This window comes from Haloarchaeobius amylolyticus, assembly GCF_026616195.1.
Taxonomy (GTDB): domain Archaea; phylum Halobacteriota; class Halobacteria; order Halobacteriales; family Natrialbaceae; genus Haloarchaeobius; species Haloarchaeobius amylolyticus.
The window spans coordinates 671,460-687,738 of the sequence record NZ_JANHDH010000001.1 but is presented as its reverse complement, the minus strand read 5'-3'; the positions used below and the strand labels follow the sequence as shown (position 1 = coordinate 687,738).

18 protein-coding genes are annotated in these 16,279 nt (G+C 69.2%); 4 read left to right on the top strand and 14 right to left on the bottom strand.

All coding sequences use genetic code 11. From position 1 onward, the window contains the following. Nucleotides 1-2: 2 nt before the first annotated feature. The 4 genes from NOV86_RS03600 to NOV86_RS03585 are packed head-to-tail and all read right to left on the bottom strand — an operon-like array spanning nt 3 to nt 4,392. The gene (locus NOV86_RS03600; protein ID WP_267639863.1) at nt 3-941 is read right to left on the bottom strand and encodes an ABC transporter permease; all 939 of its coding nucleotides are present in this window, start codon (nt 939-941) and stop codon (nt 3-5) included. Continuing rightward, nucleotides 938-1,822, bottom strand: coding sequence for an ATP-binding cassette domain-containing protein (locus NOV86_RS03595; protein WP_267639862.1), 885 nt, complete (start codon nt 1,820-1,822; stop codon nt 938-940). Before NOV86_RS03595 ends, NOV86_RS03600 begins: the two co-directional genes overlap by 4 nt. After that, nucleotides 1,819-3,768, bottom strand: a complete 1,950-nt coding sequence (locus NOV86_RS03590; RefSeq protein ID WP_267639860.1) for a NosD domain-containing protein — start codon at nt 3,766-3,768, stop codon at nt 1,819-1,821. Before NOV86_RS03590 ends, NOV86_RS03595 begins: the two co-directional genes overlap by 4 nt. 3 nt (nt 3,769-3,771) lie before the next feature. Further along, a complete protein-coding gene (locus NOV86_RS03585; RefSeq protein ID WP_267639859.1) occupies nt 3,772-4,392 on the bottom strand; it encodes a nitrous oxide reductase accessory protein NosL in 621 nt (206 codons plus the stop codon). Between the two features lie 155 nt (nt 4,393-4,547). Between NOV86_RS03585 and NOV86_RS03580 the strand changes: the two genes are divergently transcribed. After that, entirely contained in the window at nt 4,548-4,847 is a 300-nt protein-coding gene (locus tag NOV86_RS03580) for a DUF5779 family protein (protein WP_267639858.1), read from the top strand. Between the two features lie 33 nt (nt 4,848-4,880). On the opposite strand, the gene NOV86_RS03575 is transcribed toward NOV86_RS03580, so the two are convergent. The 6 genes from NOV86_RS03575 to NOV86_RS03550 form a co-directional block, all read right to left on the bottom strand. Further along, entirely contained in the window at nt 4,881-5,567 is a 687-nt protein-coding gene (locus tag NOV86_RS03575) for a VOC family protein (RefSeq protein WP_267639857.1), read from the bottom strand. A gap of 203 nt (nt 5,568-5,770) precedes the next feature. Then, nucleotides 5,771-6,061, bottom strand: coding sequence for a hypothetical protein (locus tag NOV86_RS03570; protein ID WP_267639856.1), 291 nt, complete (start codon nt 6,059-6,061; stop codon nt 5,771-5,773). A 14-nt stretch (nt 6,062-6,075) separates the two neighbouring features. Continuing rightward, complete coding sequence (locus NOV86_RS03565) at nt 6,076-6,600, bottom strand: DoxX family protein (RefSeq protein ID WP_267639855.1); 525 nt, start codon at nt 6,598-6,600, stop codon at nt 6,076-6,078. 293 nt (nt 6,601-6,893) lie between these two features. Beyond that, the gene (locus NOV86_RS03560; protein ID WP_267639854.1) at nt 6,894-7,139 is read right to left on the bottom strand and encodes a hypothetical protein; all 246 of its coding nucleotides are present in this window, start codon (nt 7,137-7,139) and stop codon (nt 6,894-6,896) included. A gap of 121 nt (nt 7,140-7,260) precedes the next feature. Then, on the bottom strand, nt 7,261-7,923 hold the full coding sequence (locus NOV86_RS03555; RefSeq protein WP_267639853.1) for a DUF998 domain-containing protein: 663 nt from the start codon (nt 7,921-7,923) through the stop codon (nt 7,261-7,263). A 126-nt stretch (nt 7,924-8,049) separates the two neighbouring features. Further along, a complete protein-coding gene (locus NOV86_RS03550; protein ID WP_267639852.1) occupies nt 8,050-8,913 on the bottom strand; it encodes a class I SAM-dependent methyltransferase in 864 nt (287 codons plus the stop codon). Between the two features lie 144 nt (nt 8,914-9,057). Here NOV86_RS03550 and NOV86_RS03545 point away from each other — a divergent pair, with 144 nt between their 5' ends. Continuing rightward, complete coding sequence (locus NOV86_RS03545; protein WP_267639851.1) at nt 9,058-9,741, top strand: hypothetical protein; 684 nt, start codon at nt 9,058-9,060, stop codon at nt 9,739-9,741. Between the two features lie 7 nt (nt 9,742-9,748). Here the strand turns inward: NOV86_RS03545 and NOV86_RS03540 are convergent, their stop codons facing one another. The 3 genes from NOV86_RS03540 to aglM form a co-directional block, all read right to left on the bottom strand. Then, nucleotides 9,749-10,966 (bottom strand): outer membrane protein assembly factor BamB family protein, encoded by a 1,218-nt coding sequence (locus NOV86_RS03540; RefSeq protein ID WP_267639850.1) that lies wholly within the window; start codon nt 10,964-10,966, stop codon nt 9,749-9,751. Then, nucleotides 10,963-12,252, bottom strand: a complete 1,290-nt coding sequence (locus tag NOV86_RS03535; protein ID WP_267639849.1) for a PQQ-binding-like beta-propeller repeat protein — start codon at nt 12,250-12,252, stop codon at nt 10,963-10,965. The genes NOV86_RS03540 and NOV86_RS03535 overlap by 4 nt, the downstream gene beginning before the upstream one ends. Nucleotides 12,253-13,081: 829 nt before the next feature. After that, nucleotides 13,082-14,386 (bottom strand): UDP-glucose 6-dehydrogenase AglM, encoded by a 1,305-nt coding sequence (gene aglM, locus NOV86_RS03530; protein ID WP_267639848.1) that lies wholly within the window; start codon nt 14,384-14,386, stop codon nt 13,082-13,084. A gap of 115 nt (nt 14,387-14,501) precedes the next feature. On the opposite strand from aglM, the gene NOV86_RS03525 reads away from it, so the two are divergent. Next, nucleotides 14,502-15,518 (top strand): patatin-like phospholipase family protein, encoded by a 1,017-nt coding sequence (locus NOV86_RS03525; RefSeq protein ID WP_267639847.1) that lies wholly within the window; start codon nt 14,502-14,504, stop codon nt 15,516-15,518. Between the two features lie 90 nt (nt 15,519-15,608). Next, nucleotides 15,609-16,022, top strand: a complete 414-nt coding sequence (locus NOV86_RS03520) for a JAB/MPN domain protein-containing protein (RefSeq protein WP_267639846.1) — start codon at nt 15,609-15,611, stop codon at nt 16,020-16,022. Nucleotides 16,023-16,041: 19 nt separating this feature from the next. Here the strand turns inward: NOV86_RS03520 and NOV86_RS03515 are convergent, their stop codons facing one another. Beyond that, complete coding sequence (locus NOV86_RS03515) at nt 16,042-16,251, bottom strand: ribbon-helix-helix domain-containing protein (protein WP_267639845.1); 210 nt, start codon at nt 16,249-16,251, stop codon at nt 16,042-16,044. Nucleotides 16,252-16,279 lie beyond the last annotated feature (28 nt).

Genomic DNA, 16,279 nt, shown 5'->3' with positions numbered 1-16,279 from the left:
GGCTAGTCGCCGGCCGTTCCGGCACCCGCGTTCTCTTCACCGTCCGACCCGTCGCCAGCCGCGGCGCCCTCGGCGGTCGCCTCGCCGAGGTCTGCACCCGCGTCGACCACCTCCCAGTGGTCGTCGTCGGGGAGCGCCCAGACCGTCCGCGTCGCCAGCGCCAGCGACCCGCCGAGCCACAGCGCCAGCCCGACGACGTTCGCCAGTATCGCGCTCGCCGGGACCGTCGCGGCTTCGACCGTCTGGACCGAGAGCGCCAGCACGAGCCCGCGGAAGGCACTCGCCGGGCTCAGCGCGAGCAGGTAGCGCAGGCCACCCGGCCCGACGACGCCGGCCGAGAGCGCCCCGACCAGCCCGAGGTCGAGCCCGACGACCAGCAGGACGACGAGGCCGACCGCGGCGGCGATGGCGCTCCGGCCGGTCGCGGCCACCGTCGAGACGGCGACGACCGCGGCCAGGACGACTCCGGCGTACAGCGTCGCCAGCAGCACGAACCGGAGGTAGGCCGTGAACGAGCCCTCGCCGCCGTGGGTCGCGATGGCCGGGTTCCCGCCGGGCGCGAGCAGGGCGGTCAGTATCCCGGCCAGCAGGAGCGTGACGAACACGACCGAGAGGACGACGGTCGCGCGGCCGAGGTACACCCCGAGGACGTACGCCCACCGCGGGAGGGGGTAGGTCCGCAGGACGGCCAGCTCCTTGCCGGCGGCGTCGGCCTGGATGGCGCGGTAGCCGAACGCGACCGCCAGCAGGGGCACCAGCACCTCGACCGGCGTGAGCAGGTCGACGGTCACGGGCACGTAGCCGGTCGTCCCGCTGGCGAGCGTCAGCCCGAGCAGGATGACCGCGAACCCGAGCGCCACCGCGACGTAGACCGGCGTCCGCACGACGGTCGTGAGCTCGCGGTCGACGACGGCCAGCAGGCGGTCGCGTGCCGTCGTCATCGGTCACCCTCCGTCTCCTCGTCCTCGGCCTGTCGGTCTGGCTCAGATTCCGCCCCCGAGCGGACGGTCAACTCGTCGCCGACGAGGGCGCGGAACGCGGCCTCAAGCGACTCCGTCTCCGTGTCCTCGAGCACCGCCTCGGGCGACCCCGACGCGACGATGCCGCCGCGGTCGAGGACGAGCAACTGGTCGGCGGTCTCCGCGCCGACGAGGTGGTGCGTCGCCAGCAGGACCGCCGTGCCCCGGTCGGCGATGGCGCCGATGGTCTCGAAGATGTGCGCCCGCATCGCCGGGTCGAGCCCGCTGGCCGGCTCGTCGAGCACCAGCAGGGGCGGGTCGCCGAGGACCGCCTGCCCGAGGCCGAGCAGGCGCTTCATGCCGCCCGAGAGCGCCGAGACGCGGCGGTCGGCGACCCCGTCGAGCCCGACCAGTTCGAGCGTCTCGGTAACCGAGACCTCGGCATCGAGCAGGTCGGCGTAGAACGACAGCGTCTCCTCGACGGTGAATCCCGGGCGGAACGTCGGCTCCTGCGGGCAGAACCCGACCGGCCGGGAGCCGCCGGCCGCCACGGTGACGGTCCCGGTGGTGGGCGACAGCAGCCCCGCCACGACGTGGACGAGCGTCGACTTCCCGGAGCCGTTCGGGCCCACGAGGGCGGTCACGGCCCCCTTCGGGACCGCGAACGACACGTCGTCGAACACCGTCACGTCCCCGAAGGAGACGCCGAGGTCGGTGGCGCTGGCGACTGGCTGGCCGGTCGTCGCGGCGGTCGCTGTTTCTACCGATTCGGACTGGTCGCTGGGCTGTTCAGTGGGCTGTTCTGTGGGTTGCTCGGTGTGCGATTCGTCCGCCGCGCCCGGCTGTTCGCTTGCGTCGCTCATGCGGTCACCTCCGTCGTGCTAGCCGTGGTCCGGTTCGCCCGGGCCTGCACCCAGTCGAGGGCGTCGGCGACCGCGTCCGGCCTGACGGGGCTGGCCCGGGGGGCCTCGTCGACGACGCCACTCGCCCGGAGGCCGGGGACCGACCCCTGCTGGGAGCGCAGGAGGTCCACGGCGGGCGAGTTGGCGAGGACGTGGACGTCCGGGCTGTCCGCGGCGTGGCGGTCGACCGGTCCGGTCGGGTGGAACGCCCGGTCGATGAAGCCGTCGCCGTCGCGGTCGACGCCGGGGGCGCCCGCCCAGTAGTTCCCGGCACCCGCGTCGGTCCAGACGCGGACTGGGCCCAGCGAGGCGAGGACGTACCGGTCGTTCGCCACCACGTCGTTGTCGACCACGGTGTTCGTCGGGATGAGCGTCGAGGCGGTGATGCCGATGTCGTTGCCGACCACGACGTTCCGGGCGAAGTACGACCGGTACGAGCCCACGTCGAGGCCGCGGTCGTTCCCGACGACGGTGTTCTCGACGACGTAGGAGGCTCTTCCAGCCACGTCCAGCCCGGTGGTCGAGTTCGTGACGTGGTTGGACGCGACGACGTTGTCCTCGGGGGCGGTCATGACGACGATGCCGATGTTGGTCTCGGTCGCCGTGTTGTTCGCCACCAGCGTCCCGGAGCTGTACATCTCGTGGACTCCGAAGCGCAGGTTCTGGAAGTGGTTGTCCCTGACGACGGTCCCGTCCCCGCGGTGCATGTAGACGCCGTCGCGCCCGCCGACGAACGTGGAGTCCTGGACGAGCATGCGCGAGTGGACCGTGATGGTGCTCATGAAGCCCTCGCGCCAGGGGCTCTCGCCGTCGACGCGGACGCGCTCGATGACGGTCCCGTCGCTGTAGCGCACCGTCACGCCGTTGGTCGGCGTGTCGATGTAGACGTCCGCGACGTAGGAACCGGGGGCGTGGTCGAACTCGATACCGGAGGCGGCGTAGCCGTAGGCGCGCAGGACCTGGGCGTCCCAGCGGTCGGTGTCGACCGAGACGTTCGGGGCGGCCTGGGCCTCGCCGATGCCGCGGATGGAGAGCCCCGTGACGGCCACCCGGTGGTCGAAGACCCGGAGGACGCTCCCGTTCCCGGTGCCGACGAGCCACGTCTCGTTCGCGCCCGCGCCGGCGATGGTCACCGGCTTGCGGACGGTGAGGTTCACGTCGGTGAACTCGCCGGCGGGCACCTGGATCGTGGTGTTCGGCGGGGCCTGCGCGATGGCGGCATCGAGTGTCGGCGCGTCCTGCCCGACCACGACCGAGACGGGCCGGTCGGTCAGTTGCCGGGCGTCGGCGGCGGCCGCGTCGGCCCAGGCGGTCCGGGTCGCGATGCGCTCCTCGGCGGCCGCCATCGAGAGCCGCGAGGCGCCGAAGTCGTGCTGGCGCAGAGTCTCCCAGTCGACGACGCGCCCGCCGTAGTCGTCGGCGACGGCGCGGGCGTCGTCGGCCTGCGAGAACGGCAGGATGGCCGCGCCGCCGGGCCGTCTCGCCGAGGAGTTCACCACGAAGTGGGCCTCCTCGACGGCGACCCAGCGGGTGACCCCCCGCTCGACCCGGACGTAGCCCTCCTCGGTCAGGGTCAGTTCGGCGGGCGAGTAGTCGGTCACGTAGATGCTGAGCGGGGTGCCGAACTGGCGCTCGCGGCCGTCGCGGTCGAGTTCGGTGACCAGCGACGCGATGCCCTGGTGGCCGACGACGTAGCGGTACCGCGAGTAGAACACCTCCGCCTGCGGGACCGAGAGGCCGCGGTCGCGGGCGGTCCGCAGTTCGGCCTCGGTCATGTCCGACATTGTGATGGTGTCGTCGAAGTCGACGACCGCGGCGCCCTCGCTCGGCGACACGTCCACGACGAAGACGGTGCTACTCACGAGCAACACCCCGGCGAGCACCGCGAGGACGTATCGCGACTCCATCGCTCACTTCCCGACCAGCGCGGGCGAGATGTCGTCGAACGCGACGACGGAGCCACCGTACTCGTCGGCGAAGGCGTCCGCGTCGTCCTGGTCCGAGAACGGGACGAAGTCGGGGCCCATCGCCCCCTGCACGTCGCTCTCGACGACGTAGTACATGTCCTCGGCCGCCCCGAACGACCCGGGCTCGGTGTGCGAGCTGATGTAGGGCGACCCCTCGGATTGGGAGACCGTGTACTCGACCGCCGAGTAGTCAGTGACGTAGGTCGCCGCGGCCGCCCAGTCGAGGTCGGTCTTCTCGAAGCGGTGCGGGAACAGGCACTGCTTCAGGGAATCGAAGCGGAAGGGCGAATCGTGGCCCTCCGGGTCCTCGCCCTTCCAGAACACCTGTCCGTTCGGGCCGGGGTGCTTCGAGATGACCATCCCGCAGACGTCACAGGCGTCCTGGTCGCCGATGGCGACCGCGGCCGGGGTCTCGCCGTCGCCCGACCCGCCGAGACAGCCGGCGATGCCGGTCGCCGCGACCGCGGCCCCTGTGGCGAGGACGGCCCGGCGAGTGGGGCCGGCGCTGGACTGGCGCTGCTGTTCGTGGTGCTGGCAGTGGTGACCTCCGTCGTGTTGGCACATGTGGGGACACTCCGAGCGGCCGTCGCTCACTAGAATGTTGTGCGGCAAGCACAATATCACTGCCTCCCGTTCCCAGTTTCTGGGTATCACTGCTCCTGCAGGGAGTTCGCTCCCGGAGCCGAGGATTTTTCTCACCGCACCCCGAGTAGACGCCCATGGGCGACTTCGACCTGGACCTGCGGGCCGTCGAGGACCACCTCGACGAGGACGACGAGGACGGCGACCTCGTCGGGGGCGTCGAACTGGGCATCCTCGACGGGTCCACCCCGCCGGCAGAGTGGATAGAGACGGTGATGAACGGCCGCATCCTCGTGTTGCACATCGAGGGCGACGTGAACGAACTCGCGGCCGGCTTCGCACGCGACGTGAAGAAGTCGGGCGGGGAACTCGTGCACTTCCGCGGGTTCCTCATCGTCTCCCCGCCGGGCATCGAGATCGACACGGGCCGGCTCTGAGACGCGACCCTTTCTTTCCCGCCGTGACCCGACCTACGCCTCGTCCCTGACCGTCAGGTAGTGCCCGTCGGGGTCGAGGATTCGCACCCGGTCGTCGTCGAGTCGGTCGACCTCGCAGGCGGCGTCCCCGACCGCGTCGACCACGACGTCGGGGTCGCCCGCGAAGCCGAGGTCGACGTGCAGGCCGCCGCGGGCGTCCGCGAGGCCGAGATGTGGCTCCCACAGCTCCAGCGCCATCGGGCCCTGCAGGCGGACCCGGGTGCGGTCCTCGCCCCGGTCGACGACCCCGAAGCCGAGGTCCCGGTAGAACGCCTCGGCGCGGTCGAGGTCGGCGACCTCGAGGACGACCTCGAAGACGCCGTCGATGCCGGGGCCCGCCACGTCGCTCTGGCCCAGCTCGACGCAGTTCCCGTCCGGGTCGTACAGGTAGAGCGACCGCGACTCCCCGAAGACGTGCTCGTCGAGGTCGTGCTCGCGGGCGAGTCGGTCCCACCAGTCGTCGTACTCGGTGGCCGGGATGGAGAACGCGTAGTGGGTGTGGACGCCGCCGCGGGGGACCGCGGCCGGGCGGCGCAACACGAGGTCGGTCTCCCCGGCCGCGTACGCGACCTCGGACTCGCTCCGGCGGCGCTCGGTCATGCCGAGCGTCTCGCCGTAGAAGTCCATCGCCGAGCCGAGGTACTTCACTTCGAGCGCCAGCCAGCGGAGGGTCGAGAGCATACCCCTCCTTCGTGGGCTGGTCGCTTAAACGTGGGTCGCGAGACGCGTCGCTCTCCGGCGCCGGTGTCTCGAAGAAATGCGTCGAGGAGGGAGGAATCGGACGGGCGGACTGTCAGGGTCGGAGTCCGTTGCGGGTGGTCGCCGACGGTGTCACCGACGACCGGGTGATGGCAGTGGACCGCAACAGTGGGTGGTCCGGGGCGTTACTCCCCGGCGAAGGTCGGCTGCTTGGCCGCTTCGCCGGCGATCTGGGGCTGGTACATCTTGTAGAGGCCCCACAGCAGCAGGATCACGAGGCCCAGGATGACCAGTCCCGTCCGGAGTGCCGGGTCGACCGCCGGGGTGGCGACGATCTCACCGGCGTCGTTCTTGACCGGGGAAGCCCCGTAGGGCTTGCCCGCCAGTATCTCCACGATGCCGAGGACGACGATCCCGATGAACATCAGCGCGCCGCTGAGTCCCATCGCCGTCTTGTCGATGATTTCGTTATCCATTGTCTGTCACCTCCTTAGCCGAGCAGGTACCGGAGCTTCGGGCGTTGCTTGACGAATCTGGTCTTCTCGATGATGGCGTCGAGGCCGAAGTACCGGCCGGCGCCGACCACCATCATGGTGGCGAACAGGAGCAGCCCCATGAGGTCCCCGTTCACCAGGCCGTGTCCGAAGCCGGCGTTGCCGACCCAGAACAGGACCATGAAGAAGACCCCGAAGAAGGACGCCAGCCGGACCAGCGCCCCGACCATCAGGCCGAGCCCGATGAGGGTCTCACCGAGCGGAACCAGGGCTGGGAGCGCCCAGCCGAAGTACTCCGCCATGAGCACCGGAATGGGCCCGAGGGCGGTCCCCGTCATCCCTTCGAGGTACGCGGGTGCGTAACTGAAGTTCAGCCCGCTGTCGATGAGCTTCGTCACCCCGGCGTGGAAGAACCACCAGCCGGTGATGACGCGCAGTAGTGCGAACCAGTATGCCGTCACTGGCCGTGCCAGGTCGAACTCGAACTCGTCCGCCAGTGGGTTGGCCGCTTGATAGGACATCGTTTCTCCTCACCTCACATGTGAACCTGTGGCCGCGATGCACGTATAAACGGGTGCGCATTCTCAGGGACTAAAAACGACGGAGGGCGCCACGGTCGCGTTCCCAGCCGATGAAAAACTGGGGGGCGGCACCCGGATGGAGGGGAACGAGGTCGGGGGCGTGAGTTGGAGGGATGGCGGCAGCGGGTCGGGGGCGTGAGTCGGAGGGATGGCGTCAGCGTGGGACCTTGGGAGATGGCGGCAGCGGGGTGGGGGATGACAGCCAGGCGTCCCGGTACCGCGCCGGGACGAGCCTACAGCGTCTCGCCGACCAGGTGGACGGCGAACACCGGGAGGCCGACCGCCATCCCGAGGAGGACCGTCCAGGCGACGAGCGCGAGCAGGACGGCGACGCCGGGGAACTGCGCGGCGGCGGTGCCGACCGCGGCCACGAGTGCGACCGCGACCAGCGCGAGCGCGAGGACGCGCAGTCCGACGTGGAGTAGTTCGACCGTGTGGTGCTTCAGAGCGGTTCGTTCGAGGGTGGCAGTTGCGTTCATCTACAGCTAGTAGTAGACCCCCGATGCACAAATAGGTAATCTGAATTACATTTCTGTAAGCCGTCGAACTGAAATTCGTTTCAGTACGGCGGCGGGCTGGCACCCCCCACCGTCCAGATGCTCAGGCGAGCCGCGAGGCGGGCTCGGCGTCGCCCTCGCTCCGTGCCAGGAGGTAACCGCCGAACACCAGCAGCCACACCATCGGCGGGTAGACGATCATGCGCTCGGTCCCGCCGTGGCCGATGGGGCCGAACAGCGCGGTGTTCCCGGCGTCCCCGAACGCCATGACGACGAGGAAGACCAGGCCGACCACGCCGGCGAGGACGGAGAGGACCCGCATCGGGCCCCGGACCACGGTCGCGACCCCGATGGCCTCCAGGTTGAACGCGAGGAAGGCCACGAGCGCGAACAGGCCGTGCAGGCCCGTCGGGCTGTCGAGCGGGAAGACACCGGTCCCGATGGCGCCGATGCCGGCCAGCACGAAGACCCCAAGGAGCCAGCGCTTGCCGTGGACGCGGTAGAGGTACAGCCCACCCACGATGTTCAGGGCGCCCACGAGGCCGAGGGAGGCGTTGAACAGCAGTGCAGTCTCGGACATGACCCCGAGGTCGCTGATGGCGGAGGGATTGAGTTCGTAGGCGGGGGCCATCGCCGCCGCGAGCATGATACCGACGAGGAACTCCGCGGCCAGGACGACGAAGGCCACGCCGGCGATGCGCTCGGCGCGGGCGACGGTCGTCTCGGTCGGTCGTTCGAACGAGGTGGGAGACGTGAATCTGGACATGTTCTGGTCACCAGCTAGAGATACGCGCCAGGAGAGGGTGACCGAGGAGGGTGATTCTCGCCCGATAAGAAATATGTCAGGACGTGTCTCGGTGGTCGTGGGGCCGGTCCTCACTCACTCATCCACTCACTCGCCCCCGGGGACGCGGGCGACCCCGAGCATGTGCGAGGAGAGGTCCACGACGGAGCGGTCCTCCCGCAGCAGGTCGTTCACCTCGCGGACCACCGTCTTGCGGTCCTCGTCCAGCGCGTCCTGGGCGTCCCGGCGGGTGGCGGCGACGCCCTCCAGTGCAGCCAGCGTCTCGACAAGGAGCCCGGAATCGGCGAGCAGGTCCTCGAGTTCTGCGGCCCGGAAGAAGTGGCAGTCGGCCATCACGGGCTCGACGTCGTGGCGGGCACACAGGTCGCCGGTGTAGTCCTGCTCGCGGACGAGGTCGGGGAGGATGGCGTAGTCGTCGTACTCGTCGTCGAGGCGCTCCCTCCCGGTCTCCTTGACCGTGTTCAGGACCGCCGAGAGCAGTCCCATCACGGAGACGAACACGGGCGCGCCGGGGCGCCCGACCCGCCGCAGCTCGCCGACGGCCTGCTCGCGCTCGGCCGCGTCGACCACGTGCGAGAGGGGACCACCGAGGCAGAGGACCGCGTCGAACGCGTCGTCGCCGAAGGCGAGGTCACGCACGTCGCCCTGCTGGAGGGTCACGCGGCCCTCGACGCCGTATTCGGACACCTTCTCGCGCGCGAGACCGAGCTGTTCCGAGCTCAGGTCCACGAGCGTCACGTCGTAGCCCTGCTCGGCCAGCCAGACGGTGTACCGCCCTGCAGCCCCGCCCACGTCGAGGACGTGGCCGGAATCGGGCAGGTATCGCGTCAGGTACTCTGTCGTGGCCTCCCACTCCAGCCGGTGGAAGAAGTCGCGGTCGAGGCGTTCCCACTCGCGGGTGCCGTACTGGTCGTAGAACGATTCGGGGTCGGTGGAGGGCGTGTCGCTCATACCTGTCGAGATGGCCGGATGACACTTGAATCGCGCCGGTGGTACGGGAGGGGCTGTCAGACCCACAGACGCGACTGTAGCATCCGTGCGAGCGCAGGTTCCGTTAGGCAGTCACTTATTCCCGTCGCGCGCTTACGTGCGGGTATGCCGATGAAAGGGTCCGGGTCCGCCGACCAGTACCGCATCGTGAACGAGCACGACGGTGGCTTCGGGTGGATCCCCTATCCGGACGAGACGATGCAGCGGGCGTGTCACGCCCTCGTCGTCGACGACGAGGTGTGGGTGGTCGACCCCGTCGATATCCCAGACCTCGACGAGTTGCTCGCAGAGCGCGGCGAGGTCGCCGGCGTGGTCGTCACGCTGGACCGCCACAAGCGCGACTCGGCGGCCATCGCGAACCGTCACGACGTGCCCGTCTACATCCCGACGTGGATGGACGGCGTGGCCGAGGAACTCGACGCGCCGGTCGAACGCTTCGGCGACGAACTCGCCGATACGGGCTACCGGACGCTCCGACTGCGGGACAACCGCTTCTGGCAGGAGGCCGGCCTCTGGAACCCGGAGACGGGGACGCTGTGGGTGCCCGAGTCGGTCGGCACCGTCTCGTACTTCTGTGGCTCCGGCGAGCGCCTGGGCGTCCACCCGATGCTCCGCGCCGTGCCGCCGAAGCGCCTGCTCGGCGACCTCGACCCGGACCGCATCCTCGTCGGACACGGTGAGGGCGTCGAACTCCGGCCGCGCGAGGCCCTGCAGGAGGCACTGTCGAACTCCCGCAAGAAGATGCTCGGGCTGTACGCGAAGAACGCGAAGTCGCTGCTGCCGGTCTGAACCCCGATCAACTCATTCTCGTGAGGCGGAGGGTGTTCGCGCCCCCGCCGGTCGCGTACACCGCGCCGTCGACGACGACCGGGCCGTGCTCGAAGCCGAGCCGGTCCTCGTCCGGTCCCCGATCGAGCTTCCAGCGTAGCTCGCCCGATGCCGCGTCGAGGACGGCCGGGACGGTTCCATCGTCCCGCCCGACGGTGGCGGTGACGTAGACCTTCCCGTCCGCAATCGTCAGCCCGGAGTCGTAGCTCCCGGCGTACTCACCGGTCGACCAGCACGGCGTGCCCGTCTCGGGGTCGAGCGCGTACAGCCTGCTCCGGGTCCCGACGTAGGCGTTCGCGCCGTCGCAGGCGACCACCGCCGGTTCGCCCCCGACGCTGTAGGCCCACCGGCGGTCGCCGGTCGCCGCGTCGAACCCGAACACGTCCCCGTCGATGGTCGCGGTCACGGCGGTCCCGTCGGCGACAGCCACGTTGCACCGAATGTGGGTCTCCGTCTTGTACCGCCAGCGCATCTCGCCGGAGGCCCGGTCGAGCGCGTAGACGTAGGTGTCGTCGTCGCCGTAGAAGACGGTGTCACCGACGACCGCAGGCGTCGAGACGGTCTCCTCGCCCGTCGTGTGCCTCCACAGGATGCTCCCGTCGGCCAGGTCGAGGGCGTACAGCGAGAGCCCGTAGGGGACGAAGGCGGTGCCGTCAGCGACGACCGGACTCCCACTGAAGAGGTCAGGATTCCCGGGTGGGCCGCTCCAGCGTTTCTCGCCGGTCGCCGGGTCGTAGCCGACGACGTGGTCCTCGGCGATGACGACCACCGCGGCCTCGCCGACCGCGGGCGACCCGCGTGGCTCCGTGATGCCCTGCTGCCAGACCGACTCACCGGTCTCGGTATCGACCGCGTACACCGTCGAATTCAGGTCGTGCGTGTACGCGCGACCGTCCGCGACGGCTGGCCGCGTGGTGCCCGAGACGCCGTCGATGGGGAACGTCCAGTCGACCGAGAACGGTGTCTCGGGGCCGGCCGCGGCGGGCGCGACGCCGGTCCCGGCCGGGTCGCCGCCGACGGTGTGCCAGCCGGGCGTCCCCTCGACGGTCGGCTCGTAGGCGCCACAGCCGTCGGCGCGGCCGACGCCAGGAAGGTCGGCTGCGTCACCGCCGGTGCGGTTACAGCCCGCGAGCGCGGCCAGCGAGCCGGTGGCGGCCAGCCCTCGGAGGAAGTCGCGGCGCTTCATGCGAGTTTCACCACCCCCCGGAGCTGGTGGGCGAGGTACAGCGCGTCGCCGGTCACGGCCGCCGAGACCACCGGCCGTCGGCCGTACTCGTCGTTCGAGAGGTCGTCTTCGACCTCTGCCGTGGGGTCGCCCCACTTGTGCGTCCCGTCCACCGGGTCGAACCCGGCCGCCCGGAGGTACACCGTGTCGTCGGTCACGGCCGGGCGCGAGAGGAAGGGCACCCCGTTCTCGAACCCGACGGTGACGAAGGTCGCCTCGTTGACGACGCGCCACTGCTCTGTCCCGTCCGAAAGCGAAAGCGCGTAGAGGTTCTTCGCGCCGACGTACACCCGCTCGCCGTCGGTGGCCGGCGCCCCGGTCGAATCGTGGCCGGTGACGAAGCGCCACTGGCGGTCGCCGGATTCGGCGTCGATGGCGTGTATCTGGTTCCCGGCGGTCGCGACGACCGTCCCGTCGACGACCGCGGGCGTGTTCGGCGGCCGGTAGCTCGCCGGGAACCCGTACGACCACCGCTGGCTCCCGTCGTGGTCGAACGCGAGGACGCGGGCGATCTGGTTGTCTCGCGATTCGGGGTTCTCGTGGAGGGTCACGTAGACGCCCGAGGCGTCGACCGCCGGAGCGCTGTTCACGGCGTAGGACTCGCCGCCGAGGATGCCGTCGAGGAAGCCCGACGGGTCGTGTCGCCAGCAGTGTTCGCCGTTCAGTTTGAACCCGTGGATGGTCCCCGAGTCGTCGGCGACGTAGCAGTGCGAGCCCGCGACGGTGCAGCCACCGATGGGCGCGCCGAGGTCCCTGCTCCAGTGGTGCTCGCCCTCGGTGGAGAAGACGTGGAGAGTGCCCCCGGCGTCCCCGACGAACAGCCGGTCGCCCGCGAGGGCCGGCGACCCGCCCGCGAGCCGAGGGAGGTCGACCCGCCAGTTCTCGTCGCCGGACTGGTCGTCGATGGCCACGAGGAACCCCGGTTCCTCCGAGCGTTCGTGCCTGACGTCGTAGTCACGCATCGCGGTGAAGACCTGCCCGTCGGCGACGAGGGGCGTACTGAAGTACCCCAGAAGATACGGCTTCGACCCGGTCTCGCGGGTGGCAGTCCAGCGGACGGCCGGGTCGGTCGGGCCGGCCGGCGCGTGGGCGGTGTTGGTCGGCCCGTAGCCGGCGAGCGGCCAGCGGTCGCGCGGGCGGTCGGGGTTGTCAGGCGGTGGCTCGCACGAGCCGCCACCGGCGTTGCAGCCGGCGAGGGCCGCGGTTCCGCCGGTGGCGAGGGCTGTGAGGAGGGCGCGGCGGCGCATGCCCGAAGCTCTGGAGGCCCGACATATGTTCTTTGTGACTGGTGCGGCGACGATACTTCGTGGGAGAGACCGGGACGCTGGGTACTGCTGATTCATAGTCGGTTATTGGGAAGTTTACGGCCTAAGCAGGGCCGAGAAGGTGTTTGGTCGATTCTCCGCGGTCTCATAGTCGGATTCCGCCCCGCAAGGTGGCTTGTGCAGGTGGGTCGTCGGGCGGTGCGGAATCGAGGACGAGATTCGGGTGTGCTGTCACGGTCGGGACGCCAGAGAGAAGACCGTTCAAACGCTCATGTACAGGAGGATGGGAGCCCTCCAGAGTACGAACCCGCGTCGGAGTTCGAACACAAGTGGGCGGTAGTTCTCAGATGGCCGCGCGGAGATCTTCAGAATCGGTTGCCGTCTCTCGATTACGATGTCCGATAGTGGGTACCTATTACAGGATGTCTGATAGACTCCGGCGTCTGAAACCCTCTAATTCAGGCTCGTCGACGGTCGTGCTCGTCCATCGCCAGGTCTGCCCTGTTCTTGCCCCCGTAACAGCCTCATACTCGGCTTTCCAGTACCGCCGGAGGCCACCTTGCGGGGCGGAACCGGACTATGAACTCGCGTATATCGGTCGAAAGGCCCTTGCCAGCCGCCTGGTGGCTCGAGAGCCCGCAATACGAGTATGAACTCAGTCCTGGTGCGCGAGTGGCAACCGTGGTCGTCCGGAGCCACCGGAACCGTCGCTCACCGCCATATCGAATCCGACATCTCAGATACCGTGGCTAGTCCTCACGGGGGCAGCGAGGAACGGGGAGCAGTCCTTCGCAGGTGAACTGCGGTGGCTTCACCAGGTCAGTCCTTCGTACGTGATACCCTCGCGGCGTTCGACGACGTGTCGGCCGTCGACGACGACCGGGTCGGCCATCGCGTCGAACTCGGCGTCGAGGGCGGCGAACTCGTCCCAGTCCGTGACGACCGCACAGCCGTCGGCTCCCTCAAGTGCCCCGGCCGCGGAGTCGACGTACGTGATGTCCACGTCGGGATAGCTCTCGCGGAAGCTCTCGGCCGCGACCGGGTCGTAGGCGACGACCTCGGCGCCGCGCTCGCGGAGTCCTTCGATGACAGGCAGGGCGCGGGTCCCGCGTACGTCGTCGGTCCCGGGCTTGAACGAGAGGCCCAGGACCGCGATGCGTGCGCCCGCGAGGTCGACGTGGTCGGCGAGCAGGTCGAGCAGGCGCTCGGGCTGGAGGTCGTTCACCTCGACCGCGGCCTCGAGCAGCGGCGGTTCGTAGCCCTGGTTCTTCGCGGCCGCGATGATGGCGGCGACGTCCTTCGGGAAGCAGGAGCCGCCCCACCCGAGGCCGGAGCGCAGGAAGCGCTCACCGATGCGGTCGTCCAGCCCGATGGCGTCGGCGACCTCGTAGGAGTCCACGTCGAACTCCTTGCAGATGTTCCCGAGGTCGTTGATGAGGCTGACCTTGCTCGCGAGGAACGCGTTGTTCGCGTACTTGATCATCTCGCCCTCGCGCAGGCCCGTCTCGACGATGGCCGGATCGGCGGCCTCGAAGATGGGTTCGAAGAGGTCGTGGAGGGTGTCGAGCGCCCATTCGTCGCCCTCCTGCGTCCCGAAGACGACCTTGTGAGGGTTCTGGAAGTCCTGGACAGCGGTGCCCATCTGGAGGAACTCCGGGCTGACCGCGACGTGGACGTCCTCGCCGATGGTCAGGTCGCCGCCCTCGGCCAGCAGGGGTGCGACGACCTCGTCGGTCGTCCCGGGGACGACCGTGCTCTTGACGATGACGAGGTGCTTGCCCTCTTTCTGTGCGAGCGTCTCGCCCAGCATCTCGGTCGCGGCCTCGACGACCGAGGTGTCGATGCTGCCGTCCTCGCGCGAGGGTGTGCCGACGGCGACGAACGTCACGTCCGTCTCCAGCACGGCGTCGTAATCGGTGGTGGCGCGCAGGCGGTCACCTGCATGCTCGCCGATGAGCTCGTCCAGCCCGGGTTCGTGGACCGGGGACTCGCCCGCGTTGATGCTCGCGACGATGTCCTCGTCGATGTCGACGTTGACGACGTCGTGGCCGAAGTCCGCGAGACAGGCGGCGGCCGTGGTCCCCACGTAGCCACTACCGATGATACTGACCTTCATTGCTCGCAGGTACTCGATGGCCGGTCTTTACCGTGATGGTTGCCGGAGGACAGGGACCACCATGGCTGGCAAGGGCCGTCGGCTATGGTGATAGCCACCGTCGTCTCACCACGTCATGACGAACGTCGCGGTCGCCTGCCAGGGCGGCGGGAGCCACACCGCCTTCGCCGCGGGAGCACTGCAACGTATCCTCGAGGACTGCCCCGACGAGTACAACCTGATAGCGCTGAGTGGGACCTCCGGCGGCGGCATCTGTGCGCTGCTCGGGTGGGCAGGGCTGGCTGCGGGCGCGCCCGAGACCGCGGTCTCGAACCTCACCGCGTTCTGGCGGGACGTGGCGGCTGATTCCTATGCCGAAGCCGTCGCGAACGACTGGTCGCTGGCGAGTAGCAGGTTCATGAGCGAATTCGGGTCCGTCGGCGTCAGCCCCTACTACAACCCCTGGGCCGACGTCGGACAGGACCAGTTGCGCGAGACAGTCTATCGCTACTGCGACGTGCCCGGTGCCTTCGAGGATAGCGAGGAGGCCGACAGCGATGAAGCCATCCCCGCACTGTTCCTCGGCGCGGTCGAGGTCCAGAGCGGCGACTTCACCGTGTTCACGACCGATGCAGACAGGGTGGCCGCGAAACCCGAAACCTTCCAGCACGTGGGTTCCCCCGACGAGGCGGCCGACGCTGCCCTCGCTTCGGCCGCTGTCCCGACCATCTTCGAAGCCGTCGAGATCGATGGCCGCTACTACTGGGACGGCCTGTTCTCGCAGAACCCGCCGATACGCCACTTCACGGCCGGCGTCGACGTCGCGGACAAGCCCGACGAGATCTGGATCGTCCGCATCGACCCCAAGGCGATGGACCCCGAAACTCGGACGGTCCCGCCGCGCTCGATGCTCGAGATAACCGACCGGCGGACCGAACTCTCGGGGAACCTCTCGCTCGACCAGGAGAAACACACCATCGAGACGGTGAACGCGTTCGTCGAGGGCAATCCCGATTACAAGGAGATACAGATTCGCGAGGTTACCCTGCGGAAGAACCTCGACGCGTACTCGAAGTTCGACCGCGACCCTGACTTCCTCGCCGACCTCCGACGCCGCGGCAGAAGCAGGGCGAGCGAGTTCTGGGACGGCTGAACCGGGTCTCGGTCCGGCCGGCCATCGTTATCCACAGCAGCGAGACGAACGACCGGACGGTTTTAATCATCACGCGTGCTAGAGACCGTCGTGGTCTACGTAACTCGCGGGTTGCTCGAGGTCCTCGTCGACATCGCCGAAGAGGCAGACCCGGAGGGCGTGACGCTCTCGCTCGCTGCCTCGGCGGCCGGCGACCTCGACGGCGCCGACGACCTCCCGCCCGAGACACCCGTCTTCACCGACTTCTACCTGCCCGACGCCGGGCGCTCGGTGAACGCGGTCTTCGGTGTCGACCTCTCGACGCCCCCCGGCCAGACCCACGGCCGGTTCGTCTCGCACCCGACCGGCGGGCGGTCCGTCTCTATCGAGGACGACCTGCACGCCGTCGTCTTCGTCGCGATTCCACCCTGGGAGGCCGAGACGGTCCGTGCCTTCGACCGTGCCGGCACCCAGCAGGAACTCTCGGTCGTCGACGCCGAGCCGCCCCAAGAACAGTTCCAGTGATTCTCTCGGCTGTTCCTCGCTACTCCAGGTAGCCCAGGTCCCGCAGCTGGTTCGTGATCTCGTCGAACTCCGCCTCCGACAGCCCGTCCGAGCGCTGGTGCTGGATGACGATGCTACGCAGCAGGAAGCGCACGAGGTCCGAGGTCGACGAGAAGCTCGTGCCCTCGATGGTTTCGTCGACGCGGTCGGCGAGGTCCTTCGGGATGGAGACCGTCGTGTACTCGGTCATACACGGGGTGAACACGCCGGTGCCCAAG